Annotated in this window: 25 protein-coding genes; 9 read left to right on the top strand and 16 right to left on the bottom strand. The window is 70.2% G+C overall.

Annotated features, from left to right (window positions below; genetic code table 11):
* Positions 1-29: 29 nt before the first annotated feature.
* The 6 genes from nudC to ABD817_RS28190 all read right to left on the bottom strand — a co-directional run bounded on the left by nudC (position 30) and on the right by ABD817_RS28190 (position 5,424).
* Positions 30-980, bottom strand: a complete 951-nt coding sequence (gene nudC / locus ABD817_RS28165) for an NAD(+) diphosphatase (protein WP_344921203.1) — start codon at positions 978-980, stop codon at positions 30-32.
* Between the two features lie 376 nt (positions 981-1,356).
* A complete protein-coding gene (locus ABD817_RS28170) occupies positions 1,357-1,956 on the bottom strand; it encodes a class F sortase (RefSeq protein ID WP_344921204.1) in 600 nt (199 codons plus the stop codon).
* 2 nt (positions 1,957-1,958) lie between these two features.
* Positions 1,959-2,705 (bottom strand): hypothetical protein, encoded by a 747-nt coding sequence (locus tag ABD817_RS28175; RefSeq protein ID WP_344921205.1) that lies wholly within the window; start codon positions 2,703-2,705, stop codon positions 1,959-1,961.
* 96 nt (positions 2,706-2,801) lie between these two features.
* A complete protein-coding gene (locus tag ABD817_RS28180; RefSeq protein ID WP_344921207.1) occupies positions 2,802-3,464 on the bottom strand; it encodes a response regulator transcription factor in 663 nt (220 codons plus the stop codon).
* A gap of 85 nt (positions 3,465-3,549) precedes the next feature.
* On the bottom strand, positions 3,550-4,938 hold the full coding sequence (locus ABD817_RS28185; protein ID WP_344921208.1) for a sensor histidine kinase: 1,389 nt from the start codon (positions 4,936-4,938) through the stop codon (positions 3,550-3,552).
* 78 nt (positions 4,939-5,016) lie between these two features.
* Positions 5,017-5,424, bottom strand: coding sequence for a hypothetical protein (locus tag ABD817_RS28190; protein WP_344921209.1), 408 nt, complete (start codon positions 5,422-5,424; stop codon positions 5,017-5,019).
* Between the two features lie 178 nt (positions 5,425-5,602).
* On the opposite strand from ABD817_RS28190, the gene ABD817_RS28195 reads away from it, so the two are divergent.
* From ABD817_RS28195 to ABD817_RS28205, 3 genes are read left to right on the top strand one after another with little or no spacing between them, the layout of a single operon-like run.
* A complete protein-coding gene (locus ABD817_RS28195; RefSeq protein WP_344921210.1) occupies positions 5,603-6,760 on the top strand; it encodes an ATP-grasp domain-containing protein in 1,158 nt (385 codons plus the stop codon).
* Positions 6,757-8,481 (top strand): IucA/IucC family protein, encoded by a 1,725-nt coding sequence (locus ABD817_RS28200; protein WP_344921211.1) that lies wholly within the window; start codon positions 6,757-6,759, stop codon positions 8,479-8,481. The genes ABD817_RS28195 and ABD817_RS28200 overlap by 4 nt, the downstream gene beginning before the upstream one ends.
* Positions 8,478-10,082, top strand: a complete 1,605-nt coding sequence (locus ABD817_RS28205) for an IucA/IucC family protein (protein WP_344921212.1) — start codon at positions 8,478-8,480, stop codon at positions 10,080-10,082. The genes ABD817_RS28200 and ABD817_RS28205 overlap by 4 nt, the downstream gene beginning before the upstream one ends.
* A gap of 172 nt (positions 10,083-10,254) precedes the next feature.
* Here the strand turns inward: ABD817_RS28205 and ABD817_RS28210 are convergent, their stop codons facing one another.
* The 5 genes from ABD817_RS28210 to ABD817_RS28230 form a co-directional block, all read right to left on the bottom strand.
* A complete protein-coding gene (locus ABD817_RS28210) occupies positions 10,255-13,500 on the bottom strand; it encodes a penicillin acylase family protein (protein WP_344921213.1) in 3,246 nt (1,081 codons plus the stop codon).
* Positions 13,501-13,613: 113 nt separating this feature from the next.
* A complete protein-coding gene (locus ABD817_RS28215) occupies positions 13,614-13,931 on the bottom strand; it encodes an ATP-binding protein (RefSeq protein ID WP_344921214.1) in 318 nt (105 codons plus the stop codon).
* Between the two features lie 46 nt (positions 13,932-13,977).
* Complete coding sequence (locus ABD817_RS28220) at positions 13,978-14,154, bottom strand: hypothetical protein (protein WP_344921216.1); 177 nt, start codon at positions 14,152-14,154, stop codon at positions 13,978-13,980.
* Between the two features lie 535 nt (positions 14,155-14,689).
* Complete coding sequence (locus ABD817_RS28225; RefSeq protein ID WP_344921217.1) at positions 14,690-15,025, bottom strand: PCC domain-containing protein; 336 nt, start codon at positions 15,023-15,025, stop codon at positions 14,690-14,692.
* Positions 15,016-15,795: a helix-turn-helix transcriptional regulator gene (locus tag ABD817_RS28230; protein WP_344921219.1), complete on the bottom strand. Its 780-nt coding sequence runs from the start codon at positions 15,793-15,795 to the stop codon at positions 15,016-15,018. The genes ABD817_RS28225 and ABD817_RS28230 overlap by 10 nt, the downstream gene beginning before the upstream one ends.
* A gap of 125 nt (positions 15,796-15,920) precedes the next feature.
* On the opposite strand from ABD817_RS28230, the gene ABD817_RS39655 reads away from it, so the two are divergent.
* A complete protein-coding gene (locus ABD817_RS39655) occupies positions 15,921-16,127 on the top strand; it encodes a Scr1 family TA system antitoxin-like transcriptional regulator (RefSeq protein ID WP_425583420.1) in 207 nt (68 codons plus the stop codon).
* A gap of 24 nt (positions 16,128-16,151) precedes the next feature.
* Positions 16,152-16,664 (top strand): DUF6879 family protein, encoded by a 513-nt coding sequence (locus ABD817_RS28235; protein WP_344921221.1) that lies wholly within the window; start codon positions 16,152-16,154, stop codon positions 16,662-16,664.
* A gap of 71 nt (positions 16,665-16,735) precedes the next feature.
* Here the strand turns inward: ABD817_RS28235 and ABD817_RS28240 are convergent, their stop codons facing one another.
* Positions 16,736-16,870, bottom strand: coding sequence for a hypothetical protein (locus tag ABD817_RS28240; RefSeq protein ID WP_344921222.1), 135 nt, complete (start codon positions 16,868-16,870; stop codon positions 16,736-16,738).
* 212 nt (positions 16,871-17,082) lie between these two features.
* On the opposite strand from ABD817_RS28240, the gene ABD817_RS28245 reads away from it, so the two are divergent.
* Complete coding sequence (locus ABD817_RS28245) at positions 17,083-17,886, top strand: SAM-dependent methyltransferase (protein ID WP_344921223.1); 804 nt, start codon at positions 17,083-17,085, stop codon at positions 17,884-17,886.
* A gap of 66 nt (positions 17,887-17,952) precedes the next feature.
* Here the strand turns inward: ABD817_RS28245 and ABD817_RS28250 are convergent, their stop codons facing one another.
* From ABD817_RS28250 to ABD817_RS28260, 3 genes are all read right to left on the bottom strand, one after another.
* Positions 17,953-18,747, bottom strand: coding sequence for an SAM-dependent methyltransferase (locus tag ABD817_RS28250; RefSeq protein ID WP_344921224.1), 795 nt, complete (start codon positions 18,745-18,747; stop codon positions 17,953-17,955).
* 331 nt (positions 18,748-19,078) lie between these two features.
* Positions 19,079-20,272, bottom strand: coding sequence for a cytochrome P450 (locus ABD817_RS28255; protein WP_344921225.1), 1,194 nt, complete (start codon positions 20,270-20,272; stop codon positions 19,079-19,081).
* 32 nt (positions 20,273-20,304) lie between these two features.
* On the bottom strand, positions 20,305-21,012 hold the full coding sequence (locus ABD817_RS28260; protein WP_344921226.1) for a TetR/AcrR family transcriptional regulator: 708 nt from the start codon (positions 21,010-21,012) through the stop codon (positions 20,305-20,307).
* Positions 21,013-21,243: 231 nt separating this feature from the next.
* On the opposite strand from ABD817_RS28260, the gene ABD817_RS28265 reads away from it, so the two are divergent.
* Genes ABD817_RS28265 through ABD817_RS28275 form a run of 3 tightly spaced genes read left to right on the top strand, consistent with a single transcriptional unit; the run spans position 21,244 to position 25,612 of the window.
* Positions 21,244-22,416 (top strand): glycosyltransferase, encoded by a 1,173-nt coding sequence (locus ABD817_RS28265; protein WP_344921227.1) that lies wholly within the window; start codon positions 21,244-21,246, stop codon positions 22,414-22,416.
* Positions 22,404-24,311, top strand: a complete 1,908-nt coding sequence (gene asnB / locus ABD817_RS28270) for an asparagine synthase (glutamine-hydrolyzing) (RefSeq protein WP_344921228.1) — start codon at positions 22,404-22,406, stop codon at positions 24,309-24,311. Before ABD817_RS28265 ends, asnB begins: the two co-directional genes overlap by 13 nt.
* Positions 24,308-25,612, top strand: a complete 1,305-nt coding sequence (locus tag ABD817_RS28275; protein WP_344921229.1) for a lipopolysaccharide biosynthesis protein — start codon at positions 24,308-24,310, stop codon at positions 25,610-25,612. The genes asnB and ABD817_RS28275 overlap by 4 nt, the downstream gene beginning before the upstream one ends.
* On the opposite strand, the gene ABD817_RS28280 is transcribed toward ABD817_RS28275, so the two are convergent.
* Entirely contained in the window at positions 25,520-26,437 is a 918-nt protein-coding gene (locus tag ABD817_RS28280; protein ID WP_344921230.1) for a class I SAM-dependent methyltransferase, read from the bottom strand. The genes ABD817_RS28275 and ABD817_RS28280 overlap by 93 nt on opposite strands.
* Positions 26,438-26,811 lie beyond the last annotated feature (374 nt).

The following is a 26,811-nucleotide window of genomic DNA, read 5'->3' on the forward strand; positions in this document are numbered from 1 at the left end:
GCGGCCCGGCGACCCTGCGGTGGGTGGGATTACCAGTCGCCGGTCAGCGGTTCGCCGTACCAGGTCTCGATGAGCCTGCGGGCGATCGACACCTCGGGCGGCAGACGCACCTCGCCGCTCTTCGTCGCGGCCAGCAGCTCGGCACGGCTGAACCAGTGGGCCTCGGCGATCTCCTCGTGATCGAGGACGAGTTCCGTCGATGTGGCCCGTGCGAAGAAGCCGAGCATCAGGCTGCGCGGGAACGGCCAGGGCTGGCTGCCCAGATAGCGCGGCTCGGTGACGCGCACACCGACCTCCTCGGCCACCTCGCGCGCCACGGCGTGCTCCAGCGACTCGCCGGGCTCGACGAACCCGGCCAGCACCGACAGCCGCCTCTCGGGCCACTGCGGTCCCCTGGCCAGCAGGCACCTGTCATCGTCGTCGTGGATCAGCATGATCACCGCGGGGTCGACCCGGGGGAAGTGCTGGCTGCCGTCCTTGGGGCAGACGCGCACGTGGCCGCCCGCGCGCACCTCGGTGGCGCTCCCGCACCGGGGACAGAACTCGTGGGTGGAGTGCCAGGCGTCCAGGGCGACCGCGTACACCAGCAGCCCGGCGTCCAGATCCCCCAGCAACGACCCCACCTGGCGGAGCCCGGTGGTGAGGGTCTGTCCCTCCTCCAGCTCCGAGGGGGCGAGCGGGGAGACGATCCGTTTGAGGGAAGCGGTGTGGGTGCTGTCGGCCAGCGGCGCCGCCACGGCGAAGTAGGCGATCCCCTCGGCGTCGACGCCGAGCAGGTAGCGCTCACCGTCCGGCGCGTCGGCCGTGGGCAGCAGGACCAGCTTGGCCTCTCCGCCGCTGCGCCGGATCAGCGCCTGCCCGTCGTCGACGACCACGACCCTGGTCGCGGTGTCCGACCAGGCCCTTTCGAGCCACTCGGCGTTGCCGCGAAGCGCCGCCGACCGGTCGACGGCACTGCGTGCGAGCAGCAGTGGTCCCAACAGTCCTTCTTGTGCCGTGATCTCCACGCCGTTCCGCCTCCCCCAACCGAGTGCACATACTATGCCGCCTGACGAGGCCCCTCTATGCGCGTCTCGGCGTACGGACGGGAGGGATACCGTGCATGTCGTCACATCACCGGCTTTTCCATTACTTCTCGCTCTTTGTCCGGTTCTCCTTGCCCCCGGTTCTTCCGGTTCCGGGCTCCCCGGGGTTTCGCTTGGCCCTTTGAAGTTTTTCCAAGCTTTTCCAGTTACTTCCGTGCTTTTTGGCACGACCGAGGTGCGGGGATACCGGCGGAGGCGCGGGTACCGGGGGGTTCCCCGGTACCCGCGCCTCTCGTGACGCCCCACCCGCTGTGCCGGTGGTGCCGCGCCGTCAGTTCGCGAACACGATCACGTTGTCCCGGTAGCTGCGCCGCTTGCTGTCGAAGGTCCCGCCACAGGTGATGAGCCTCAGCTCGGCTCCCTTGGAGGATCCGTACACCTGCCTGTCGGGGATCCGGCTCTTCGGGAAGCGGGCCAGGCGCCGGACGGTGAACGTCACCGTGCTTCCGTCGGCCCTGTCGACGTGGACGCGGTGTCCCGGACGGAGTTTCCCGAGCCTGTAGAAGACAGCGGGTCCCGTCCTGGAGTCCACGTGCCCGGCGATGACCGCCGCACCGGCCTCGCCGGGCTCGGGACCGGCCTTGTTCCAGCCCACCCGGTCGAAGCGGACCGGGGCGACCAGCTTGTTCCTCGCGTCCAGCTTCAACGCGATCACCGTGGTGGAGACGCCGATCGCCGGTACGCGGAGCCGCACGGGGTTGGCGACCTCACCCTTGGCGGGAGGCCGTACGACCCGGGCGGCCGTGGAGCCTGTGGAGGTCATGGAAACCGTGGAGGCGCTGTGCGCGGCGACCTCGGTGGAGCACGCGGTCAGGGCCACGAGGGCGGAGAGAGTGGAGAGAGCGGCCACGAGGGCACCGGGGGTCCGCACGGTCAGCTCCCCGAGGTGAATCGGCGGTTGAACCAGAAGCCGCCACCCGCCAGCAGACCGGCACCGGCCAGTCCCACCGGCACCCAGAGCGGCATGCCCTCCCCCTCGGCCGTCCCGCCGAACCCGGTCTCCACCCCGCCGACCGGAGCACGGTCGTCATCGTCGTCGTCATCGCGGGAGACACCACCCTGACCGGTGTCCACCCCACCGGCGGGCGCACGGTCATCGTCGTCATCGTCGCGGGAGACACCACCCTGACCGGTCTCCACACCACCCGCAGGCGCACGGTCATCGTCATCATCGTCATCGTCGCGGGAGACACCACCCTGACCGGTCTCCACACCACCCGCAGGCGCACGGTCATCGTCATCATCGTCGTCGTCCCGCGACGCACCGCCCTGACCGGTTTCCACACCACCGGCCGGAGCACGGTCATCGTCGTCATCGTCGTCGTCCCGCGACGTACTGCCCTGGCCGGTTTCCACGCCGCCCCGGGGGAGGTCGTCGTCGCGGTCTCCGGCGGGTCCGGCTCGCCGGTCGTCGCGGTCGTCGTCACCGCCGTCGTCATCACCGCCTCTGTCGTCGTCGTCATCATCGTCGTCGTCATCGTCCGCGACGTGGGTCGCCGCCGTGGGCGAGGCCGGGAACGCGGACGCCTGGGCCGCCGGGATTCCGGCGAGGACGCCGGTGGTCCCGAGTCCGAGGGTGATCGCGATGGCGAGCAGGGTCCGCCGCAGTACCAGGCTCATCTGGCCCTCCTGAAGGTCGTTCCGCACCTTCTGTGCGGATGACTCCAGATTTCCGGTGGCCGGTGGACCCATCATGAGCGTGGGATGAGAGGGCTCTCACCCGACGCGCAGGCGGTAGCCGGAACCCCTGACGGTCTCGATCCGCTGGTTTCCCAGCTTGCGGCGCAGGTAGCGGACGTAGACGTCCACCACGTTCGAGCCGGGGTCGAAGTCGAACCCCCACACGTGGCTGAGCAGCTGCTGGCGGGTGAGAACCTGGTCGGGGTGGCGGCAGAAGATCTCCGCGAGGGCGAACTCGCGGGTGGACAGGTCGACGGTGCGGTCGCCCACGTGAGCCCGCCGGGTCCGCAGGTCCAGGGCGAGGTCACCGACGCGCAGGACGGTCGCCTCGGGAACGCGTTCCGGGCGCAGGCGGAGCCGTACCCGGGCCAGCAGTTCCTCGAAGGAGAAGGGTTTGGCGAGGTAGTCGTCCGCGCCGCCCTCAAGGCCCGCGACGGTGTCGGCGACGCTGTCACGGGCGGTGAGGATGATCACGGGGATGGTCGCCATCTCCTGCCGGAGCCGTCGCAGGACCGTGAAACCGTCGCTCAGGGGAAGCCCGATGTCCAGGATCATCAGGTCGAAGCGACCCGCGCGGGCGTACTCGTACGCCGCGACCCCGTCCGTGACGACGGTGGTCGTGAAGCCGTTGCCTCGCAGGCCCTTCTCCAAGAAGGACGCGATCCGGCCCTCGTCCTCGGCTATCAGGATGCGGTTCACCCTCGGCTCCTTCCTCGCTTCCTCGGGGACTGTCACGGTCGCGTCTTCCACACCGCGCGGCGTGGAAGAACCTCGTACGGGGACATCAGTTCTCGTACGGGGATGTCAGGGGGATCTCCTCGTACGGGAAGGAGATCAGGAAGAGCGCCCCGCCCCCGTTCGCCTCGCGGACCCGCACGGTGCCCCGGTGTGCCTCGGCGATGGAGCGGACGATGGCGAGGCCGAGTCCCGCTCCGTCGTGCGCCCCGGTGCGGCCGGTGCCCCGGACGAGCCGTTCGAAGATCCGTTCGCGATCCTGCTCCGGCACGCCGGGGCCGGTGTCGCGCACCCACAGCTTCACCTCTCCCTGCCGTACGGCGGAACCGACCGCGATCAGGTCGCCGGGAACGGTGTGCCGCACGGCGTTGGCCACGAGCTGCATCAGCGCCTGGGTGAGGCGCTGCCTGTCGGCCATGACCTGTTCCTCGGCCACCTCGTCCACCCGCCAGCGGCGTTCTCCCAGGGCGCGGGCCTTGGCCACGACCTCGACGGTGAGGTCGGCGAGCTCGACCTCGCCGGGGGTGACGAAGCCCGGCTGCTCCGACCTGGCGAGGACGAGCAGGTCGTCGACGATCCGGTTCATCCGTCCCAGTTCGTCGGTGACCAGGGCCAGGGTCGCGGCCCGGTCGTCGGGGTCGTCGCCCATGAGTTCGAGGTGGCCCCGGACGACCGTGATCGGGGTGCGCAGCTCGTGCCCGGCGTCGTCGAGAAACTCGCGTTGCACGGCGAAGGCGCGTTCCAGCCGGTCGAGCATGTGGTTGAAGGTCGCGGCCAGCGCGGAGACGTCGTCATCGCCGAGGACGACGAGGCGTCGGCTGAGATCGCCGGAGCCGCCGATCCGCTCCGCCGTCTGGCGGACCAGCCGCACGGGGGCGAGGACCCTTCCCGCGACGAACCATCCGGCGGCCCCGGCCAGGACCAGCGCCGCCAGCGCGGTGAGGCCCAGCACGCGCACCGCCTCGACGACCTCGCGGCGTTCGAGGTCGTAGAAGACGATGGCCACGAAGGCGCCCTCGACCTCGCCGTCGGCGACCACCGGGGCGACCGCCCAGCGGACGAGCCCGGCCGTGCTGGGAGCCCAGTCCCAGGTGGGTTCGGTCGCGGCGGCCATCCGCGCCACCAGCGCCCGGTCGGTGTCCAGCGCGGCCGGGGGTTCGGCGTACGTGCGCCAGCGGACCTTCCCGTCCAGGATGACGAAGAAGGTCTCGTGGCGGTCGGGCGCGTTGACCTTCAGGTACTCCTCCAGCAGCGCCGGTGGGGAGGCCTTCGAGTTCTTCGCGTACCAGTGGAGTTTCTCCACCTCGTTGGCCAGCTCGGCGTTCACCCGGTCTTCGAGCCTGACCAGCAGGATGGTCCAGGTGGCGAACACCGAGACGCTCAGGGCGAGGGCGACGACCGCGAGCGTCCACCCCACGATGCGGGTCCGTGCGCTCACCGTCCGGCCGTCACCGCTCCGGCCGTCGCCGTTCCGCCGGTCACCGTCTTGACCGTCGCCGCTCCGGCCGTCGCCGCCCTAGTCGTCTCCGTCATCGCCGCCGTCGTCATCGTCGTCGTCTCCCCCGCCTCGCGGCGGCGGTGGCGGCTGTACCCGTTCGGCCCGTTCCCTTCCGGTCAGGCTGGACGCGCCGGGCTCGTCGGAGGTCGCGGAGTCCGGAGGCGTCCGGTCGTCCCGCGCCTTCGGATCGCCGGGCGCCCCGGAGCCGTCCGAGGCCCGGGGGCCGGCCGGTGCCGTGGGATCCACGGAGGGACTCGGCCGCGCGCTGCCCGTCCCGGCCGTCTCGTTCCCCCGGCCCCGGTCGACCACGACGGCCTCCCCGAGACCGCTGGAATCGCCCTGGACCAGCACCACGACCGCGACCATCGCGACCGCGGTGGCGAGTATTCCGATCACCAGGGAGACGGTGGATGTCCTGCGGCTCATGGCCTCCACGCTAGGCGCCGCCGCAGGAGATCAGGCTGTGATGGAGATGAGAAGACTCTCATCATTGGGCGACACGGACATGTAATGTCAATAGGCCGATCGCCCCCGCGTAATGATCGACCTCAGGCTAGGATCACCGAGTTAGGTTAGCCTTGCCTGATATTCGGGGGTCCCTGCATTGCGGCTGTACCTCACCGCGCTGAAACCGACCGACTCGGTCACCGACGGCTTCCTCCCGGCGGCACGCGCGCTCGGCTGCGAGGTCACGATCCTCACCGACCGCCCCGAGCGGTACCGCGACTCCGGGGCCGAGGTGCTCCGCTGCGACGTGCGCGACGCGCGAGCGGTGATCGACACCGTCGCGCACCACCGCGTCCCGGACGCGATCTTCTCCAATTCCGACCACATCCAGGCGGAGACCGCGCTCGCCGCCGCGTACTTCGGCCTCCCCGGCAAGGACTGGCGGGCCTGCGTCGACACCAAGAACAAGGCGCTCACCCGGAGGCGGCTGGCCGCCGCCGGGGTCGAGACCGTCCGTTCCGCGCGGCTGGCACCGGCGGACCCACTGCCCTCGGACATGCCGTTCCCCGCGGTCGTGAAGCCGCGCGAGGGCGTGGCCAGCGAGGACGTCGTACTGGTCCGCGACGCGGGCGAGCTCGCGGCGGCCGTCGCGGCCATCCGGGACAGGCGGCCGGGAGAGACATTGGTCGTGGAGGAGTATCTCGACGGCCCGCTGCACACGATGGAGACGCTCGGCGACGGCGAGCGGGTCAGGGTGCTCGGCGGTTTCCGCACCACCCTCGGGCCGCTGCCGCACTTCGTGGAGGAACGGCTCGACTGGGAGCCGCCTCCCGGCCGCGACCACGTGCTGCGGGCGCTGGAGGCGCTGCGGGTGGGGTTCGGCGCCTGCCACACCGAGTACGTGATGACCCCGGCCGGGCCGCGGATCGTCGAGGTCAACTACCGGGTGATCGGCGACCACTGCGACTTCCTGCTGGCGAGCATGCTGGACGCGCCCCTGTTCGAGCTCGTACTCAGGGTGCACCTCGGGGCGGAACCGCAGCTGCCCGACCGGACCGAGGGGCACGCGACCGCGCTGAGCCTGGTCGCCGACCGCCCGGGGACCGTGGTGAGTGCCCCCGGCACGGTCGTTCCCGCGCCCGGCGATCCGGTCCGGATCTGGCACCGGCCGCTGCGCGCCGTGGGTGACCGGATCGACCTGAGCAACACCAACCGCGACTACATGGGCATCGTCCGCGCCGTCGGACCCGATCGGGCACGTGTGGACGCGGCCGTCGCCACGTTCACGGCGGAGAACCCGTGGGTGATCGCGTGAGCCGGGAACGATACCTCGCCACCAGGGTGCTGAACGCGCTCCTGCGCGAGGACTACGGCGGCCTGGCCGGGCGGGTGACCCGCGGCAAGGACGGTGTCGCGCTGGTCCTGCCGGGGGGCAGGCGGGTGCGGCTGATCCCCGGCTCGCTGTTCCAGGACTTCGTGGCGGCCCCGGAGGAGTCGCTCCGCCTGGAGGAGGTCCTGCACGCCCTGCGGGAGATCTCCGCCCCCGCCGACGCCGCCGGGGTCGAGTCGTTCGTCACCGAGTGCCGCGAGGCACTGCGCGCCCTCGACCTTCACGACGTCCACCGCGAGGAGGTGTTCGCCAGGCTGAACGCGACCGTCGCCACCCCGCGCCCCGACCTCACGCGTACGACGGAGAACGAAACCGGACGCGCGGCGGGAAACGGGACCGCGCGCACGGCGAGCGGCGCAAGGGGAAGCGGGAACGGGCGGGGCGGTGTGTGGTACGAGACGCTGGCCGCGTTCCTCGACCACCCCGTCTACCCGACGGCCCGGTGCCGGACCGGCCTGTCCGACGAGGATCTGACCGCGTACGCGCCGGAGTTCGCGCCCGCCTTCGAGCTGCGGTGGGCCGCGGTGCCTCGGGAGCGGCTCACCGGGACGGAGATGCCCGGGGCGCCCGGATTCCCCGCCGTCGGCCTGGCCGGGGAGCTCGCGGAGACCCATGCGCTGTTTCCCGTACACCCGCTGACGGTCCCCACGGTCGAGGAGATCCCGTGGACGATCGTGGCCCCGCTGGCGCACCTGGAGGTCAGGCCCACGCTGTCGATGCGCACGGTCGAGGTCGCCCCGGGCACGCACCTGAAGCTGCCGCTGACCACCAGCACCCTCGGGCTGCGCAACCGGAGGTCGCTCAAGCCGGAGACGCTGGCCGACGGGGCACGGGCCGAGTTGCTCCTGCGGGCCATGCCCGACCCCGATGTGCTCCTAGCCGACGAGCAGACGTACGGGCACGCCGGGCACGAGTACCTGGGCTGGCTCCTGCGCCGCCATCCCGCGGGGGAGGTCGTCCCGGTCGCGGCGCTTCCGGCGCCGCTGCCCGGGGGCGGGCTGGTCGTGGAGGAGCTCGCCGGGCGGTGGTTCGGCGGGGACGTCACCCGGCTGCTCGGCCGGTACCTGCGGATGTTGTTCCGCTTCCACGTGCGGCTCTTCGTCAGGTACGGCACGGCGCTGGAGGCCCACCAGCAGAACCTCTCGCTGGTGTTCGGCACGGAGGAGGCCTTGGACGGAAACGCGAACGGCGAAGGTGTCGTGCGGCTGCTTGTCAAGGACAACGACGGCCTGCTGACCTCGCCCGACAGGCTGAGGGACGCCGGGCTCGCGGTGCCCGACCTCACCGACGCGCGGATGTTCACCGACGACCCGCACGCGCTCGCCGACGTGTTCGTGACCATCACCCTGCACCTGGCCGCGGCGGCCGTGACGTTCGGCGCGCTGCCGCCGCCGAGGGCCTTCGAGCTGGTCCGCGACACGCTCACCGAGGCGCTCGACGAGTACGGGGAGGATCCGATGGCCCGGCTGCTGCGGGCCAGGACCCTCGACGCCGCCCGGCTCGTGGGCAAGTCGATGGTCACCGCCGGGACCCTGGTGGACAAGACGCGCACCGGCGCGCGGGACGTGAACAAGTTCTATGGCACGAGCGGTCCGAACTATCTCCGCCAGCCTCCCCCTCTCCAGATCACACGAAGGACGACATGACCAGCCTCGCCCTCGGCTCGCCCGCCGCCGTCGCCGTCGCCGAGGAGGCCTCACTGTCGGCGCTGCTGCGCTGCTGCGTGCGGGAGCTCTCGGGGCCTCGGGGGCAGGTCGGTCACGAGGATCCGTACCTGCTGCTGCGTGTCGCGGGCACCCGCCTGCGGGTCCGCGCGCACGGCGGGCTCGCGCTGCGCTTCGAGGGGCGGCCCGAGTGGCTGGAGAACGGGTCCTGGCGGCCGCTCTCGGCGGACATGCTCGTCCGGCTGGTGGAGACCGAACTCGGCGAGGACAACGACGAGTTCGCCGCCCAGGTGGCCGCGAGCAGGGACGCCATGGCGGCGCTGATCGCGGCCCGGCGGGAGGTGCCGCCGCCCGCGGACCCGTGGCTCGCCTCGGAACAGGCGCTGGTCTTCGGGCACCCGTTCCATCCCAGCCCGAAGGCGCGCGGCGGCGAGGGCTGGCTGCGCTACGCGCCCGAGGCGCACGCGAGCTTCCCGTTGCGGCTGCTCGGGGTGAGGGACGACGTGCTGGCAGAGGCGGGTGACAGCGGCTCGCTCGACGAGCTCGGCCAGGCGCCGCCCGGCTACTCGCTGCTGCCCGCGCACCCGTGGCAGCTGGAGTTGCTCGCGGCGGACCTGGCCGCGCCGCTGGCCGACGGCCGTCTGGTCGACCTGGGCGACAGTGCCAGGACGGCGGTTCCCACGTCGTCGGTCCGCACGGTCTACGAGCCGCTGATCGACCGGTGCCTGAAGTTCAGCCTGGACGTGCGGATCACCAACTGCCTGCGGAAGAACTCCTGGTACGAGCTGGCGGGCGCGGTCGAGCTGAGCCGTCGTCTCGAACCGGTGTTCCTCGACCTGGAGGCCGCCTTCCCCGGCACCCGCTGGCTGCCCGAGCCGGGCTACCGCTCCGCGGAGCTGGGCACCCGGCTGCTGGAGGGGCTCGGCGTGATCGTCAGGATCGGCCCGTGGTCGGTCTGCAGGCCGGGGGTGACCCCCCTGCTGAGCGGCGCGCTGGCCGCCGGGCCGCAGACGGCCGGAACGGCGCCGGGCGGCGTACCGGGAATGGCCGGGTGGCCGGTGGCCGATCCGGTGCGCTGGTGGCGGGCGTACGTGGAGCGCGTGGCGCCGCCGGTGTTCGACGCCTACCTCGACCACGGCGTGGTGCTGGAACCCCACCTGCAGAACGTCCTGATCGGCGTGGACGCGGACGGGCTGCCCGTGGAGGCCGTCTTCCGCGACCTGGAGGGTACGAAGCTCGTCGCCGGGCGGCACGACCTGTCCGGGCTGCCCGGCCGGGTCGCCGAGGCGCTCACCTACGACGCGGCCTCCGGCTGGAACCGGGTGGTCTACTGCCTGCTGGTCAACCACCTCGCCGAGATCGCCGCCTCTCTCGCGGGGACCGGGTCCACACGGGAGCTGTGGGCGGTGGCCGGGGAGGTCCTGGCGGAGTACGCGGCGTCACGGGGGTGGCCCCGGCCGCTGTCGGACCTGCTGTCGGGGGCGCCGCTTCCGGCCAAGGCCAACCTGTCGGTCCGGTGGGCGCGCTCGGCGGACCGCTCCGCGGGGTACGTGACGGTCGCCAACCCGCTGGCCACGGCCTGACCTTCCCTCGGGATCCGGCCCGGCGGCAGGCTCGGGCCCGAAAGTGGGAGACGGCGGTGACCGTCACCACCGTCTCCCCGGCCGGTGACGGTCGCCACCGTCTCCCCGAACGGTGACGGTCGCCGCCGTCTCCCGGGGCGGTGACCATCACCGTCGTCTTTCTCCCTCTACGTCACCGGGGATAGACCTCCAGCTCGTAGAGGGAGTAGCCGTACGACGTCCCCCGCGTGACACCCTGCATGCGGACGTACCGGGCGCTGGTCGGGGTGAACCTCACGTTGTCCACACCCCCGTTTCCGGTGGTGGTGGAGTAGACGGTGGTCCAGGTGGAGCCGTCGGTCGAGGTCTGGATCGAGTACGCGGCCCCGTAGGCCGTCTCCCAGCGCAGCAGGGCCCTGGACACGGTCGTGGCGGACCCGAGATCGACCTGGAGATACTGGTTGTCGCTGGACGAGCTCGACCATCGGGTGGTCGGGTCGCCGTCGACGGCCCTGCTCGCCGGGTAGAAGAGCTGGGTGCTCGACGCCCTGGCGCTCCTCCCCTCCGCCACGTTGGCGATCGCGTCGCCCCGGTGGGCGGGGAACGACAGGACCTGCTGGTAGGTCGGCCGGTTCTGCCAGGAGATCAGCGAGTGCGTGATCCCGCCGAGCGGCGACTGCTCGACGGCGTCGGAGCACCACTGGTCGCCCGCCGAGCACACGTCGTCCGCCGGGTAGGTCGTGGCCGAGGGTTCGGCGAGCGCCGCCGCCAGGCTCTCCAGCAGGACGGTACGGCAGCCCGCCACCGTGCCGTTCCCGCAGTACCTGGCGGGCAGCGGTCCGGAGACCGGGTCGCCGAGCACGCTCCTGAGATCCTTGCTCACGTAGCCCCACCAGCCGTACTGAAACGCCGACCCCTTGTGCGCCTGGGCCTCGTTCGCGGAGGTGGGCAGGGTGGACAGGTCCCCCTGCTGGTGGCCGGAGGGTGACTCGTTGATCTGGATGGCGTTGACCACCGACTGGTAGAGGCCGTCACCCAGCCCCGGCCTGAACTGCGCGCGGACGAGCTTGGGCCACCACGCGTCGAACGCGCGGATCGCCTCGGCGTGGGCGTACGCCCTGCTGCCCGGCGAGGTCTCCAGCCTCCTGGACCCCGACGACGTCCAGGCCGACAGCTTGGCGACCGCCGAGGCGAGGGCGGGGTCGGTCACGGCCACGCTGTTGATCACCCGGAGCAGGTCGGGCAGGACCCTCTTGCCGCGCAGGTCGGTCACGGCGGCATCGGCCATGATCTTCGTGGTGCCCGCCCTGTCGAGCTTGCCGCCTCCCGACAGGGCCGCCTTGATCGGGGCGTCCAGCAGGTCGGCCCGGTGAACGGGGCCGAAGCTGAAGTTGCCGTCCGCGGCGCCGTAGTCCTTGGCCTGCTTGTTGTTCCAGCTGACGAAGTAGTCCTGGTTGACCGCCTGCGGGTGGGTGGCCGGGGCCGTGTAGGTCGCGGTGTTGGCGGCCGGGTCGTAGCCCGCCCACTCGTGGGCCGCGTCGGCCGTCATCGGCAGGTTCGGGTCGGACACCGCGGACCTGACCGGGGTGTTGCCCGACATGAAGTACGCCGAGTCCCTGGAGTTGACGTAGAACCAGTTGAACGCGAAGCCGATGGTGGAGGCCGAGTTCGTGAACGCCGCCGGGTCACCCATCTGGGCCGGGTCGTTGAACATCTGGAAGCCGATCGCCGAGTCGACCTCGTGGTGGTACGTCGACCGCAGCGTGGCGAAGGCGGTGGGCTGCCCGCCGACGGTGCCGCGCCAGCTCACCAGCCCGTACTTCGTGCGCTGGATGACGAGGTCGTACGATCCGGCGGCGGTGGAGTCGGCGACGGTGGGCTTCCACCTGTTGGTCTTCCGCAGCGTCTCCATCTCCGTGCAGACGCCCCGGTAGAGGTAGTGGTTGGACGCGGTGGTGACCGCGCCGCCGCCGGGCGCGCAGAGCTGGAGGGCGTAGGTGTCGGTGATGTCCTGGCCGCTGGAGGTCGCGCTCCAGGCGTAGTCGGTGCCCCGGCCGAGCAGCACGTAGAGGTTGAGCCCGGCGAACGCGGCGCCGCGCGCCCGGACACCGGGTCCGGAGAGCTCCTGCAGCATGAGCAGCTGGGGGGCGAAGTAGCCCGTCTGCGGACCGAACACCGCGACCGGGTTCCCGGTCGCCGACTTGGCCGCCGACACCACCACGGCGTTGGACATGCCGGGCTTGGAGTTGTCGACGAGCAGCCCGTCGAGCACGCCCTTCTGTGCCGAGGCCGAGGCCGGGGAGGTGGCGGAGCCGGTCTCGTTCGCGGTGACGTCCACCGGCGCCGTCGACGGGTCGGGGAGGACGACCCCGGTGGCTCCGGCGGGCGCATTACCGAACGGGAAGCTCTGGCCGTCGTGCAGGGTGAGCGTCGTCTCCGGGTCGTTCCGCGCCCGGAACGCCGACCAGACCTGGTCGCCGACCGCGGTGCCGTACTTGGCGCGGGCCGCGACCCGCACCAGCGCGGACTGCATCTCCGCTCCTCCGCCACCGCCGAACAGTCCGCCGATCACCCCGGAGATCGCGACCAGGTCGGTCATGGTGAAGTCCACCGGCCCGCCCGCGTTGGTGATCGCGTCGAGGTGCCCGGTCAGGACGTACTCGCCGGGGCAGTTCCGGTCGGCCATGCAGCGGTCGATGTAGGCGTTGACACCGGCGATGTAGTGCTGCACGTCGGTGTAGAGCCGCGCACCCCGGGGGCCGGAGTCCCTGAGCCTGGTGATCTGCGCCTGGAGGTCCGCCTCGGTGTAGGGGGAGTTGCGCCAGGCGCTCTGCTCCAGCGCCCGGTTGCCCGGCGCGCCACCGGCGAACGGCGTCAGTTCGCCACGGCCGACGTGCCGCATCAGGTCCATCACCCACAGGCGGTCCTGCGCGCCCGCGTACCCGGCGCCGAACATCGTGCCCTCGCGGGTCGTCCCGGTGATGTGCGGGACCCCGGTCGCCCTGTCCCTGACGATCGTCACGTCCGACCGCGGGCTCACGGTGCTCTCCACCTGCCCGGCGGGCACCCCGAACGAGGCGTCGTTGAAGAAGTCGGCGATCTGGTCGTTGGTCAGGCCGGTGTAGCCGGACAGGAGGTTCGCGTACCTGCCGAGCTGGTCGTCGCTGTGCCTCGGCTTGGTCCCCAGGGTCTGGTGGGCGAGGATCCCGGCCAGGGTCGCGTTGCCGTTCTGCCCCGGGGGCAGGATGTCGGCGCACTCGCCGAGGCAGTAGTCGTCAGGAGGGAGGACGGCCGCCTTGGTTTTGGACGCGGTCCTGGACGCGGTCTCGGACGCGGTCTCGGACGCGGCGGCGGATGCGGGCACGACGGGGGATGCCAGCGCGAGGACCAGTAACAGCCCGGAGGCCGCCGTGGTCACCCGCCGGAGACGTGCATGCATAGGAGGGTCCCCTAAACATGAGGCGTACTCGGATGGTGAGAGGACCATACGTTCCGCCCAACACCGAATCAATGGTGACTGTGATAATCGCCCGTACCATTTTTGACTCGTTGTCAGAACGCCCGGTCGACTCTTCCACGGAGCCCGGCAACCGGGACCGGATCCGCACAACCGACGGCGGAGCGGGAGACCCCCCACGCGACCCACACCGTCTTGCCTCCTCCGTCGGCTTCGACGGGAACGACACCCCAGCGGTCGGCCAGCGCCCCGACGATCGCGAGCCCCCTGCCGTGAGAGGCGTCCTCGCCGAGGTCGAGCGGGCGAGGCCATCCGGAGCCGTGATCGGTCACCCGCACGCAGACTCCCCGCGCCATGCCCCACAGCGACAGCCGGATCGATTCCTCCCCACCCCCGGAGCCTCCGCCGACCACCAAAACCGCGCCGTTGACGAACCCGGACGGACCGGACGGTCGACGGCTACCCGAGGCCGTGAACGATTCGCCCCCACACGGCTTCGGCGTCCCGCTGGGAACCGCGCGCCGTCTCGGTCATGGTGACTCGGCCGCCCTTCCGCTCGGTTCGTCGAACGACGTGGTTACCGCCTTCGGCGCACAGCTCGTACTCGACGTCGCCACGTACGACGAACTGCTTCATGCGAGAGCGCGAACCTCGCAAGAAGTACGGCTGCCATTCCAGATCGGGAAGCGACTCCGACGCTGTCATTTCGCGTCCTCCGTACTTGGCTCACACCGGTGAAGCACGCGATTCGTCATCGTGCTGTCCGCGTTCGATCCACAGCGAGGGCAGGGAAACAGGCAACTGAACATGCCGGAGCACGCCGGACAGGCGTGGATCGTGAGCGTGGAACCCCGAGACGGTTCGGGCGTGGTCATCGGGCGTTCCCCCACGTGGCGTGGTAGGTCGCGATGACGCGTACACCGCACGCCATGACTTCCAGCTCGATCCATGAATTCGCGATGATCTCGTTTCCCGTTGACCGATGGCGCCCTCGCCATCGGCCGTCAGGGTCACGCGAAATGTCGAAATCTGGAATCGCTGTAGCGAGTTCGGACTGTACGGGAGCATTTCCCGCGTCCGTGCGCCGAGAGGATTCGTACTCCACGCCTCCCAGGAAACGAGAACGCGACCGTTTCGGGGGTAGCCCGGACTAGTAGCCCCGCGAGAACGATTAAGCGCCAAGCGGGGCAATATAGACATTCGCAAAGAACGTCCCGACGGAAGCCGCGTGCAGGTGACCGGACAGTCCCCGGTCACCTTCAATGGCCATCACGACGTGAATGTGAGGCTTACCGTTGACAATCTCCCCGGTACCGGCCATCTCGGCAGGCTGGTCATAGTCCGTGACGATATCTTTCAGCGCGTCGTCGGCGGACATGGTAGAGATCCGGAAGGAATCCACGGCGCCGATAAGGGAGACGATCGCACCGTTCGTGATGCCGAGTTCGGCAACCCTGGCCGTAAGCGTCTCGATCAGTTCGCCGTTCTTGATCTCGATCAAATGCACGGGTCCACTCCATTCAAGATCAGGCCAATGGTTCGGATGTTCTCCGAAACCGGCTCAGATCGTAGAGCAGCGAGAAGCGCCGACGTCGTGACTTTGCCCGGTGTGTCACGGAGCAACATCGCCGAGCACCACCGAGCCCCCGCGTCCTTCGGGTTGTACAGCTCCCGGATCAGGGCTTGCGGACTCTCGCCGACCCGCTTCGAGACGGCCGACAGGTACAGAGCTCGCATGTCCGCGTCTCGCCGTAGCGCGTGTGATGCCGAGTCGATCAGGTCGAGCTTCTCCGTCTTCGCGATGATCCCGCACGCGTTGACGCGTAAGACGGCTGAGCCTTCGTCCAGCCATCGAACGAGACGGCGCACGCTCCCTGAATCCTGGGAAGCGAAGTGCGAGATGAGCAGGTCGGTCTCGTGCGAGGTCTGCACGGTGGCCAGCGGGCTGGAGTCGCCACCGGCGATCGATGACACGATCTCGGATGCCGTGTCTCTCGTGACCGTCGGCACAAGCGGACTCAATGCGCCGAGGGTGGCCCCGACCACGAACGTACGTCGTTTCACTTCCCCGGACTCCAATACACTCAGGGGAACGTTCAGCGCTTCCGAGAGGAAGGGAAGCCAGAACGTTGGATTGCGCTTCCCATTCTCCCAACGTGAGACCGTTTCGCGCGTCACCGTAGGTCTTTGAGAGAGATCACAGAGGATGTCCGCCAGCTTCGACTGTGAAAGTTCCGCTGCTTCACGCAGGTCTTTGATCAGGGGTCCGATCGACACGTCTCGATCGTACGCTTTGAAGCTCTGATCATGCTTGGATCAGGTCATTCTCACCAACATTTACCCCGTGCCTGTCGCGATACCTTGCCTTGTTGTTGAGGAATACCTACATGTCACCGTAGCCTCTGGAGGCGGGGTCGTGGCGTCGCCCACGAGCGTTCAACTCGTTCGTCACTCTGGAGTTCCCCAAGCTGACCGACCCTCATGCGGTGTATGTCGAAACCATGGCAGGTGACCTCTACCTTGAAGAACGCACCGATACCACCGACTATACGATCGCGTTCGAACGGTCGCGCGCCACAGCTCTGTCGTCGGGACTCCAGCGCGAATAAGGAGCCTGCTACTGGAGGCGTGCGATGACGGTGGAACCGACGTTCGATGACCTGTTCGGTGAGTGTCGCCGTTCCGCGCTCCATTTGGAGATGCGTGACGACTACGGCACCTCCAGTCCGGGATTCGTCGCCTGGCGCGACGGTTTCCCCTTCGATCGCGACCACTTCGACGCCCCATGGGTGACGCTGGTCAGCGGTGCGGTCGCTCGGGGTGTGACCGTACGACGTGCCCGGATCGTGTCGGAACCGGTGAGCGACTACATCCGCTACGAGCACTCGGCCACCCCCTACGCCAACCTCGCCGGAGGTGAGTGGGTGCGCTGGCTCCCCCGGCGACTGGCGTCCGGCCTGTCCCTGCCCGGCAACGACTTCTGGTTGTTCGACGAACGGTTGATTCGGTTCGGCTACTTCTCAGGAGACGGTGAGCCCACCGGTCACGAGTTGTGCGATGACCCCGCCGTGGTCAAGCTGTGCCTGACGGCGTTCGAAGCCGTCTGGGAACGGAGCGTCGACCACGCGGAATATCGGCCCACCTGACACCGACCCGCACATGTCCGCGAGCGGGGGCTAGGTGGTTCGAGTGACGGCACCCGGCGGGCGGAGGGCGTTCACGGCAGGATCTCCAGCCGAACGTCGGGGATGCTCTCGTACAGGTGCGGTGCGGAGGTGATGATCCGCCAGCCCCCGCGCGCCTCGGCAAGGATCACGGCGTGAGCCGCGGCGAGGAGCGCCACGAGAGCCATACCTCACGACGAGCCGCCACCATCCCGCTCGCAAGGCTGCCGATTTCGTCACATGACATATCTTGGCCGTCGCAGAGGTGGCAGGACAGCCCGCTCGGTCGGCGGAGGAAATAACCGTCAAACAGGACATAAATCACCTCCTGTCACTGCCAAGACGCGAAAGACTCTCTAAGATCAGCCCCAGTACAAATGCGGGAGAGTCTGGAGAAACCGTGGACGATCAGACTTCGCCGGCCGGTGTTGACCCGAGCGTGCCCAACGTCGCCCGGATGTACGACTACTACCTGGACGGCAAGGACAACTTCGCCGCCGACCGGGCCGCGGCCGAGCAGATGCTGAAGCTCTTCCCCGACGCCCGCGACTCAGCGCGGGAGAACCGGGCGTTCCTCGCGCGTGCCGTACGCCATGTCGTCGAGTCGGGTGTCCGGCAGATCGTGGACCTGGGCTCCGGGCTGCCCACGCGGGGCAACACGCACGAGATCGCGCACGCGGTCGCGCCCGACACCCGCGTGGTCTACGTGGACTACGACGCCGTCGTGTGCGCGCACAGCCGGGCACTCCTGGGGAACGGCGACAACGTCACCGTCGTGCAGGCCGACGTACGCGCCCCGGAGCCGCTGCTGGCCGAGCTGCGCGAGCACGTCGACTTCGACCGGCCCGTGGCGTTCCTGCTGCTCGCCATCCTGCACTTCGTCCCGGACGAGAACCCCGACGGCGCGGGCGCCTACCAGATCATCGAGCGGCTGCGCGAGGTGAGCGCACCGGGCAGCCACCTCGTGCTCAGTCACGCGATCGACTCCCGCTCCGACAGCACGCCGGAGGCGCTGGAGATCTACAAGCGGGCCACCGAGGCGCTGAGCCTGCGCACGCACGCGGAGATCGCCCGCTTCTTCGACGGCTACGAGCTGGCCGAGCCCGGCCTGGTGTTCCCCCAGGACTGGCGACCCGTCGATCCGCCCCTGTTCGGCGAGCGGAAGGCCCCGATCGGCTACGTCGGAGTGGGCCGCAAGCGCTGACGGTCACGCCCTCCCGTCCCGGGTGACGTGCCGGGCGAGCGAACAGGACCGCGTGTACGTGGCCGGTCAGACTTTGCGGCCGACTCCGCCGAACGCGTCCACCTCGTCCGGCTCGCCCCACGGGTTGTGCTCGGGACGCCACCGCGACACCGACACCACGCCGGGGTCCAGCACTTCCAGGCCCTCGAAGAACCAGGCGATCTGCTCGGGGGTCCGCAGCCGGTAGTCGTAGGCGCGGCCCTCCTCCACGAGCTGCTCCACCTCCTTGGCCGCGTCCGGGATCACCACGTTCGTGCCGTCCTCGAACACCAGGTAGCTCCCCGGGGCCAGCGCGTCCATGAACCGGCGGACGAGGGCCCGCGCCTCGTCGTTGTCGTAGACGGTGCCCATCACCCCGAACAGCATCAGCGCGATCGGCCGGGTGAAGTCCAGGGTGTCGGACGCGGCCCGCAGGATCGCCTCCGGATCGCGGGCGTCGGCCTCGATGTAGGCGCACTCCCCCTCGGGGCTGCTGGAGAGCAGCGCCTGGGCGTGGGTGAGCACCAGCGGGTCGTTGTCGACGTAGACGATCCGGCACGTCGGGTCCGCCCGCTGCGCGACGTCGTGGGTGTGGTCGAGGGTGGGCAGCCCGGTGCCGACATCGAGGAACTGCCGGATCCCGGCCTCGTTCACGAGGAAGCGGACGGCACGGCCCTGGAACGCGCGCGCCTGCCGCACGACGGTCTCCATCTGCGGATAGCTCTGGAGGATGTACTCCGCGGCGATCCTGTCGGCCTCGTAGTTGTTCTTGCCGCCGCCCAGGTAATCCCACACCCGGGCCTGGTGCGGCACGTTGGGATTGATGCCGGAGATGTCGGTCATGGCGTTCTCTTCTGTTGTGATCAATTTCTGCACAACATAAGGGGTTCGCCGGTATGGTGCGTCCACTTCGTCGGATGCTTTCGTCCTGATTCGCCCTCGGCGTGACGAACGAACGCCACGGCCCGCGTCTCCGTGACGAACGAACGCCACGGACCGCGCCTCCATGACGAACGAACACTCACAGACCGCATCTCCGGACCTGCACACGCCCGCGCGCGGGGCTGAGGGCTCCGGGAGGCGGCGATCGTCGTGCGGAGCGGACGCCCCTCACGACGGTCGCCGCCGGACCGCTCGCACGAAACCGCCTCACGAGCGGCAGGATCGCCGCGGCTCAGGAACCGGAGGTGAGCAGCGGCAGCCTCCGTACCCCCGTCATGTTCGGGCTCGGGATGAACTGCGGCGGCTCGTCCGGATCGGTGCGCAGGTGCGGGAAGCGGTCGAGCAGGATGTCGAGCGCGACCCTGCCCTCCAGGCGTGCCAGCGGCGCGCCGATGCAGAAGTGGATGCCCCTGCCGAAGCCGAGGTGGGGGTTGGGGACGCGGGAGGGGTCGAACACGTCGGGGTCGGCGAACTCCCTCGGGTCGCGGTTGGCCGCCGCGATCCACACCATGAGCAGCCGGTCGGCGGGAATCCGCTGCCCGCCGAGCTCGACGTCGGTGTTGGTGACCCGGCCGAGGGCCGCGAACGGGCTGAAGAAGCGCAGGGACTCCTCGATCACGGCGGGGATCGTCGACCGGTCCTCGCGGGTCCGGGCGAGCTGTCCGGGATGGGCGTCCAGGCACAGCACCGTGTTGCCCAGCAGCATGGTCGTGGTGATGTGCCCGGCCACGAGCAGGATGTTCGCGAAGTTCACCACCTCGGCCTGGGTGAGGCGCTCGCCGTCGACCTCCGCCTCGACGAGTTTGGTGAGCAGGTCGGCGCGCGGGTGGCGTCTGCGGTCGTCGGCGTGCTCGCCGATGTAGTCGGCGAGGTGCTTGAACTGCTCCATCGCGACCGCGACGCTGCGCTCCTGCTCCTCGCTCTCGTTGACGAGGGAGAACTGCTGGGTGTTCTCGAACATCTTGTCCACCCACTGCTTGAACAGGTGGCGGTCACTGCCGGGCACCCCCAGGAGCTCCGCGATGACGATGACCGGCAGCGGGTAGGCGAGGTCGGTCACCAGCTCCAGGCGGTCCGGGTCGGCCACCTCGTCGAGCAGCTCGCGGGTCAGCTCGGCGATTCGCGGTTCGAGGTCCGCGACGACCTTCGGGGTGAAGGCGTGGCTGACGAGCTTGCGCAGCTTGCCGTGCGCGGGCGGGTCCATCTGCGTCAGCATGCCCTCCCTGCCCGTCTCCAGGCTGGGCACCAGGCGGCCGGTGTCGGAGGAGAACGTCTTCGGGTCGCCGAGGATCCGCAACGCCTCGGGGTGACCGAAGACGTTCCACATCCCGGTGGCGGCGTCGAAGCTCACCGGCTGGTCCGGGTGCCGTCCACGCAGCCAGAAGTGCCCCTCGTGCAGGCCCCATGTGTCGGCGATGGTGGTCATGGTTTGCCTTTCTCGTCGGGACGGGTCCGGGATCAGCCGGGCTCGTGCTTGCGTTCGTACGCGTAGATCCAGGTGCGGTAGGGCGGGATGAGGGCCTCGAAGACGGCGATGACCTCGGCGGCGGCCTCGGCCAGCTCCTCGGGTCCCGGTGGCTCGGGCGGCTCGAAGGCGTGCCTGATGACGAACGAGATCGACTCGGCCCTGGCCCGCATGTCCATCTCGACGCCCACCAGGTGCGCGGTGTCGTCGAGGTGGAACCCCATCATCATCGCGCTCAGCGTGTACGACAGGCTCGGCACGTCGTCGCGGAACAGGCCGTGCCGGGTCATCAGGCCGTAGAACCGCTCGGAGGCGAGCAGCTCCTGGCTGTGCAGGAAGGCGTCGGTGAACCTGCCCTGCCTCTGTCGCAGGTATCCCTCGGACAGCGCCCGCAGCACCGGCCTGCCGCCGACGATGAGGAAGGACTCCGCCACGAAACGGTGCGGCAGCAGCAGCGCGGGATCCCTGCGCAGCCCGTCGAGGAGTTGCTCGACGTACGAGATGGCCTCGCGCAGCAACAGGGCCTCGAACAACTGCTGCTTGGTGCGCCAGTGCAGGTAGACCGTGCCCTTGCCGATGCCCGCGAGCTGGGCGATGTCCTCGACCGTCACCTTCCGGTAGCCGAGGCGTACGAGCAGCTCGCCCGCCGCGTCGAGGATCCGGTCGGCGCGGCCGTCGGCCTGCCCTGCTCGCTCCGCCATCCGGAACCTCTCACCCTGAGCACTCTGACTTCGTGACCAATTATGAAATCTGGTCAACACGTCAGACAGTAGACCTCTCCCCCGGGTATGGGCAACCCTCCTGGACGTCTCCTCGGCGACCACCGGCACCGGGCATCCCGCGCCCCCGCCGTGAAGCGCCCGCCGATCCGCGACACGCTCGCCGGTCGCGCAATCCCTCGCACGCCGACGACCGTCACTCAAAGTAGCATCATGAAAGCTCAGAGTCGCAACAGGGTTATCTCGCCCAGGAAAGCAGAACCCGATACACCACGTCGTGTCGTACTGCTGATCGGGCAGCTGAGAGTGGGCGGCACCGAGAAGCAGATCTTCCTCCTCGCCACGGGCCTGGCCCGCAGCGGCGTGAAGGTCGACGTGGTGACGCTGAACTCCGACGGCCCCTACCGCGACGCGCTGGAACTCGAGGGCATCCCGGTGCACAACGCGGGGTTCATCGGGCTGTCGACGGGGCCGCTCGCCCTTCCGCGCAACCTGCTCGCGGCGGCACGCCTGGTCAGGTTGGTGCGGCGGCTCAGGCCGGACGTACTGCACGCCTTCCTCTACCACGCCTACGTGGTCGGCGCGCCGATCGCCTGGCTGGCCAGGGTTCCGGTCATCGTGGCGGGGCGGCGCAGCCTGAGTGTCTTCAAACGGATCCGGTACGGAAGCCACGTGCTGGAGCGCGTCGCCACCCGGCTGACGCGGCACGTGGTGGCCAACGCCGTGGCCGTGGCGGAGGACGCCAGAAGGACGGAGGGGCTCACCCCGGAGAAGATCAGTGTGATCTACAACGGGCTGCCCGGGTCGGCCTTCCTCCCCGTCGTGCCCGCGTCGATCGTCACCGACCTGCCGGTCGTATGCTGCGTGGCCAGTTTGAGGGAGCACAAGGGACACCGCTTCCTCGTCGAGGCGATGGCGTTGCTGGCCGACCGGGGCACGCCGTGCACGCTGGTGCTCGCGGGCGAGGGGCCCGAGCACGACGTCCTGGCGCGACAGGCGGCGAGCCTGCGCGTGGACCTGCGCCTTCTGGGCCTTCGCCGGGACGTCGAGGCCCTGATGGGCCGGGCGTCGGTGGTGGTGCTCGCCTCGCTCCACGAGGGGATGAGCAACGCGGTCATGGAGGCGATGGCGGCGGGTAAGCCGATCGTCGCCACCGCGGTGGGCGGGACCCGCGAGCTACTGAGCGGGCGCGGGCTGCTGGTTCCCCCGCAGGACCCCCTGGCGCTGGCCGACTCCCTGGAGCGGCTGCTGCGCGACCCCGGCCTGGGAGTGTCCCTCGGCGGTGCCGCGCGCGCCTGGGCGCTCGGCAACCTCGGCGTGGACTCCATGATCGACCGGCATCTGACGCTGTACCGGCATCTGCTGGAGGAGCGATGTGCGCGATAGCCGGTGCCGTCTGCCCGGACGGAGTGGATCCGGACACGGTCCGCGACATGTGCGAGACGATCGCGCACCGCGGCCCCGACGGCGGTGGCCTGCACGTGGAGCACACGGCCGTGCTCGGGACGCGCCGTCTGGCCGTCGTCGACGTGGCCGGTGGCGACCAGCCCGTCTACAGCGAGGACGGCCACGTCGTCGCGGTGTTCAACGGCGAGATCTACAACTTCGCCGAGTTGCGGGCCGAGTTGCTGGCCAAGGGACACCGCCTGACCGGGAGCGGCGACTCCGAGTGCCTGGTCCACCTGTACGAGGAGTACGGCGACGCCCTGGTGCACCGGCTGCGCGGCATGTTCGCCTTCGCCCTGTGGGACGGGCGCAGGCGCAGGTTGCTGCTGGCCCGCGACCGGGTGGGCAAGAAGCCGCTGTACTGGGGGATGCGATCCGGCTCGCTGCGTTTCGCCTCCGAGCTGAAGGCGCTGGTCCGTGACCCGCACTGGCGCGGCGAGATCGACCCGGTCGCCCTGCACCACTATCTGACGTTCCAGTACGTGCCGGCTCCCTGGTCGATCTTCGAGGGCATCGGCAAGCTCCCGCCGGGCTCGATCCTGGTGTGGCGGGACGGCCGGGTGCGCGTCGAACGCTACTGGCGGCTGGACGCCACCCCCCGCCCGGTGGCCACCGTCGAGGAGGAGGCCGAACGGCTGCGCGGGCTGCTGGTGGAGGCGACCCGGTTGCGGATGGTCGGCGAGCGCCCGATCGGCGCCTTCCTGTCGGGGGGCGTCGACTCCTCCGCGGTCGTCGCGGCGATGGCGCGGCAGTCCTCACGGCCGATCCGCACCTTCTGCGTCGGCTTCGAGAAGGCCGCCTTCGACGAACGCGAGCACGCCGGGGAGGTGGCCGCCCTGTATGGCACCGACCACTCGGAGCTGATCCTCTCCGACGCCCCGCTGGACGTGTTTCCCGCACTGGCCTGGCACTTCGACGAGCCGTTCGCCGACTCCTCGGCGATCCCCAGCCTCCTCGTCGCCCGGATGAGCAGCCGCCAGGTGACGGTGGTGCTCACCGGGGACGGCGGGGACGAGTCCTTCGGCGGCTACCGCCGCTACGTGTTGCTGCGGCGGGCCTCCCGGCTGTGGCTGCCCCTGATGGCGGCGCCGTTGCTGGGCGCGGCGGGCCGGAGCGTCCAGGCCCTGTCGCACCAGGGGTCGATGCTCCGCAAGGCGGGGTGGGCCATGGAACTGGCCGGACTGCCGACGACCGGCAGATACACGCGCCTGATGTCCTACTTCACCGAGGAACAGAAGCGGAAGGTCTACACCCCGTGGCAGCGTGACCGGATGGCGGGCGTCCACAGCGGGGACATCGTCGAGCGGGCCTTCGCGGAGTCCTCCGCCGGCTGCGACCTCACCCGGGTCATGGACGTCGACGTCAACACCTACCTGCCCGGCGACCTGCTGGTGAAGACCGACATCAGCACGATGGCCTACTCGATCGAGGCGCGCTCCCCCTTCCTGGACCACGTCCTGATGGAGTGGGCCGCGGGCCTTCCCGGCGAGCTGAAGATCCGCGGCCGGACGACGAAGTACCTCCTCAAGCGCGCCCTGGCGGACTGGTTGCCCGAGCACCTGCTGCGACGTCCGAAGATGGGCTTCGGGGTGCCGCTGGCCTCCTGGCTCAGGAGCGGGCTGCGTCCCCTGGCCCACGACCTGCTCACCGACGCCACGGCCCGTGACCGGGGGATCTTCGACCCGGGGGCCGTCGCCCGCCTGCTCGCCGAGCACGCCGCCGGCCGTGACCACTCCGAGCGCATCTGGGCCCTGCTGCAGTTCGAGCTCTGGCACCGGACCCACCTGCCCGCACGACCGGCCGCGGATCGTCATCGGCGATCGCGGCTCACGTGAGTGCCCCGGCCACGGCGGGGCGCCGGGACGCGACCGCCACCCGCCTGGCCCACCTGCTCCTGACCCGCCTGACGCTCGCCGTCGCCGGAGGTCTCACCAGCGTCATCGTGGCCCGCGCCCTGGGGCCGGGCGACCGCGGCGCCTACTGGGTGATCGTCACCGTCGCGACCACGGCGGCGGCGATGGGGAACCTGTCGGTGGAGAAGTCACAGACGACCCTGTGGACGCGGGAGGGCGACCGGCCGGCGATCGCGGCGAACGCCCTGTGGCTGGGGCTCGCCGTGGGCGCGGCGGCGGCAGGGGTCTCGTTCCTCGTGGCCGTGCTCCTGCTCGGCGCGGCGGCGGACCGCTCCGCGCTGGTCTGGGGGCTGGCCGCGGTGCCCGTCATGATGGCGGTCGTCTACGTCAACAACGTGCACGTCCTGCGCGCCCGCACCGGGGTCGTGAACCGGGGCTCGCTGGCCGGAGCCGCCCTCCAGTGCCTCGCCCTGGGCGCCCTGGGGGTTCCCGGGTGGCTCACCGTCGAGGGAGTAGTGATCGTCTGGACCCTCTCCGCCGTGGTGAACCTGCTGCTCCTGCTGCCGTCCCTGCCCGTGTCCCGGCCACGCGAGAGGCGGCTGGTCGCCCGTACGCTGTCGTGCGGGCTGCGCCACCATCCGGGCTACGTCTGCCATTTCCTGCTGCTGCGGCTCGACATCCTCATCCTGAACGCCATGAGCACGCCCGCCGCGGTGGGGATCTACTCCATGGCGGTGACACCGGCCGAGCTCCTGCGGGCCATGACCGGCACGGTGGTCCAGGTCGCCCTGCCCCGCCAGATGGAATCGAGCCGGGAGACGGCCGCGGCGTACACGGCGCGGACCATCCGGATCACCGTCGTCCTCGCCACCGCGTCGGTCGTCCTTTTCTGCCTGGCGGGACCGTTCCTGGTGGTCGTCGCGGCGGGACCGGCCTTCGCGGAATGCGTCGTCCCGATGCTGGTGCTCGCACCGGGCGTCGCGGCCGCCGCGTCGGCGGCCCCGGCCGCGGCCTACCTGCTCCGCCTCGACCTGCCGGTCCGCACCTCGCTGATGTACAGCGCGGCACTGCTGGTGAACCTCGCGCTGAACGCCCTGCTGATCCCCCGGACGGGCGTCGTGGGGTGCGCCCTGGCGTCCACGATCGCCTACACGGCCCTCGCCTCGGCCCAGGTGGGCTGGTTCGCGCGATCAGCCGGGGTGCCCCTGAGACGGCTGGTCCCCGGTGCCGCCGAGGTGCGCGAGATCGCCCGCCGGGTCCATGGGCTCCTGCGCGCCGGGTGACCCGCCCGGCCGCCGGAGCAGATACTCGTTGCAGCCGAGCCCGCCCGCGCACGTCTTGAGGAGCAGGAGGCCGAGACCGTGCGCGCGGGCGCGGGCGAGGACCTGCTCGGGCTTGGAGACCTCGAACGGGTAGCCGCCCACCCAGTCGAGCATGTCGTGCCAGCGCGACATGCCCCGCGCCCGGACCGGCGCGGGACGGGTCTGGTCCTGGAGCAGCCTCGCGACGGTGACCAGGGGCCAGGCCCGGTAGACGTAGGCCGCGCTTCCGGCGATCAGGGCGCCGCGGGTCATCGGTCCCGACCGGTTGTAGCGTCGCTTCACCGCGGTCCACATCCGGCTCTGCCGCCCCTGGTCGTTGTAGAGCGAGACGAACAGCAGCCCGCCGGGGGTGACGAGCCCGACGGCGGCGTCGAAGGCCCGCCACATCGCCCCGGTGTGGTGCAGCACCCCCCAGGCGTACACCACGTCGAAGGTGCCCAGCCGCGCGAGGTGACCGGCGTCCAGGATCGATCCCCGCTCGATCGTCCAGGAGGCGTCGGGAGCGAAGGTGTGCCGCAGCCGCACCGCGGACTCCACCGCCTCGGCGTCGACGTCGAAGGAGTGCACGCGGGCTCCGAGGCGATGCGCGGCGAGTGAGAACAGGCCACTGCCGCAACCCACGTCGAGGAAGGTGCGCCCGGCGAGGTCCTCGACACCCAGGGTCGCCCGAAGCGAGTCGATCGCGCGCTGGACGCGGCCTTCGTCGACGAGGCCGACGAAGGACTTCCAGTTGCGGCCGAAGGCGAACCTGTCACCCCGCCGCACCTGCAGAAGGTTGCTGTCCACTGTTGTCTCCCGTCATGTTCCGTGCGTCGCGCATGCCGCTTCGAGATGTCGCGTTCCGAGCGGTGTCCCCGGGCGGACCCGGAACCGCGTACCGGCCATCGGGTTCGGCGGCACGACCCCCGCCATCACCGCCGACACCTCACCACCTCGCCGTTTCGCCCGTCCACGTCGATCCCGCCGCGAAGAGTACGCACGACCAGGCGCGTTATCAGGACCTCGAATGACGATCCATAACGTATCGCAGCCGCCCCGTTACGCAGGGAAGGCAACGCGGGCACAGCCGGGCGGGGGGCAGCCGAGACCAGGTTCACAAACCAGGCGGCGAACACCGGACACCCGGCGTCGAAGGGACGGATCCGGCACCCGCCCGCCGG

It is taken from the genome of Streptosporangium oxazolinicum (assembly GCF_039537505.1).
GTDB classification, from domain to species: Bacteria; Actinomycetota; Actinomycetes; order Streptosporangiales; family Streptosporangiaceae; genus Streptosporangium; species Streptosporangium oxazolinicum.

What these genes read in the sequence shown, in the direction of transcription:
- ABD817_RS28175 (WP_344921205.1), bottom strand. Translation starts at nt 2,705, where the DNA reads ATGAGCCTGGTACTGCGGCGGACCCTGCTCGCCATCGCGATCACCCTC.
- ABD817_RS28190 (WP_344921209.1), bottom strand. Translation starts at nt 5,424, where the DNA reads ATGAGCCGCAGGACATCCACCGTCTCCCTGGTGATCGGAATACTCGCC.
- ABD817_RS28205 (WP_344921212.1), top strand. Translation starts at nt 8,478, where the DNA reads ATGACCAGCCTCGCCCTCGGCTCGCCCGCCGCCGTCGCCGTCGCCGAG.
- ABD817_RS28210 (WP_344921213.1), bottom strand. Translation starts at nt 13,500, where the DNA reads ATGCATGCACGTCTCCGGCGGGTGACCACGGCGGCCTCCGGGCTGTTA.
- ABD817_RS28220 (WP_344921216.1), bottom strand. Translation starts at nt 14,154, where the DNA reads ATGAAGCAGTTCGTCGTACGTGGCGACGTCGAGTACGAGCTGTGCGCC.
- ABD817_RS28235 (WP_344921221.1), top strand. Translation starts at nt 16,152, where the DNA reads ATGACGGTGGAACCGACGTTCGATGACCTGTTCGGTGAGTGTCGCCGT.
- ABD817_RS28240 (WP_344921222.1), bottom strand. Translation starts at nt 16,870, where the DNA reads ATGGCTCTCGTGGCGCTCCTCGCCGCGGCTCACGCCGTGATCCTTGCC.
- ABD817_RS28250 (WP_344921224.1), bottom strand. Translation starts at nt 18,747, where the DNA reads ATGACCGACATCTCCGGCATCAATCCCAACGTGCCGCACCAGGCCCGG.
- ABD817_RS28255 (WP_344921225.1), bottom strand. Translation starts at nt 20,272, where the DNA reads ATGACCACCATCGCCGACACATGGGGCCTGCACGAGGGGCACTTCTGG.
- ABD817_RS28260 (WP_344921226.1), bottom strand. Translation starts at nt 21,012, where the DNA reads ATGGCGGAGCGAGCAGGGCAGGCCGACGGCCGCGCCGACCGGATCCTC.
- ABD817_RS28265 (WP_344921227.1), top strand. Translation starts at nt 21,244, where the DNA reads ATGAAAGCTCAGAGTCGCAACAGGGTTATCTCGCCCAGGAAAGCAGAA.
- asnB (WP_344921228.1), top strand. Translation starts at nt 22,404, where the DNA reads ATGTGCGCGATAGCCGGTGCCGTCTGCCCGGACGGAGTGGATCCGGAC.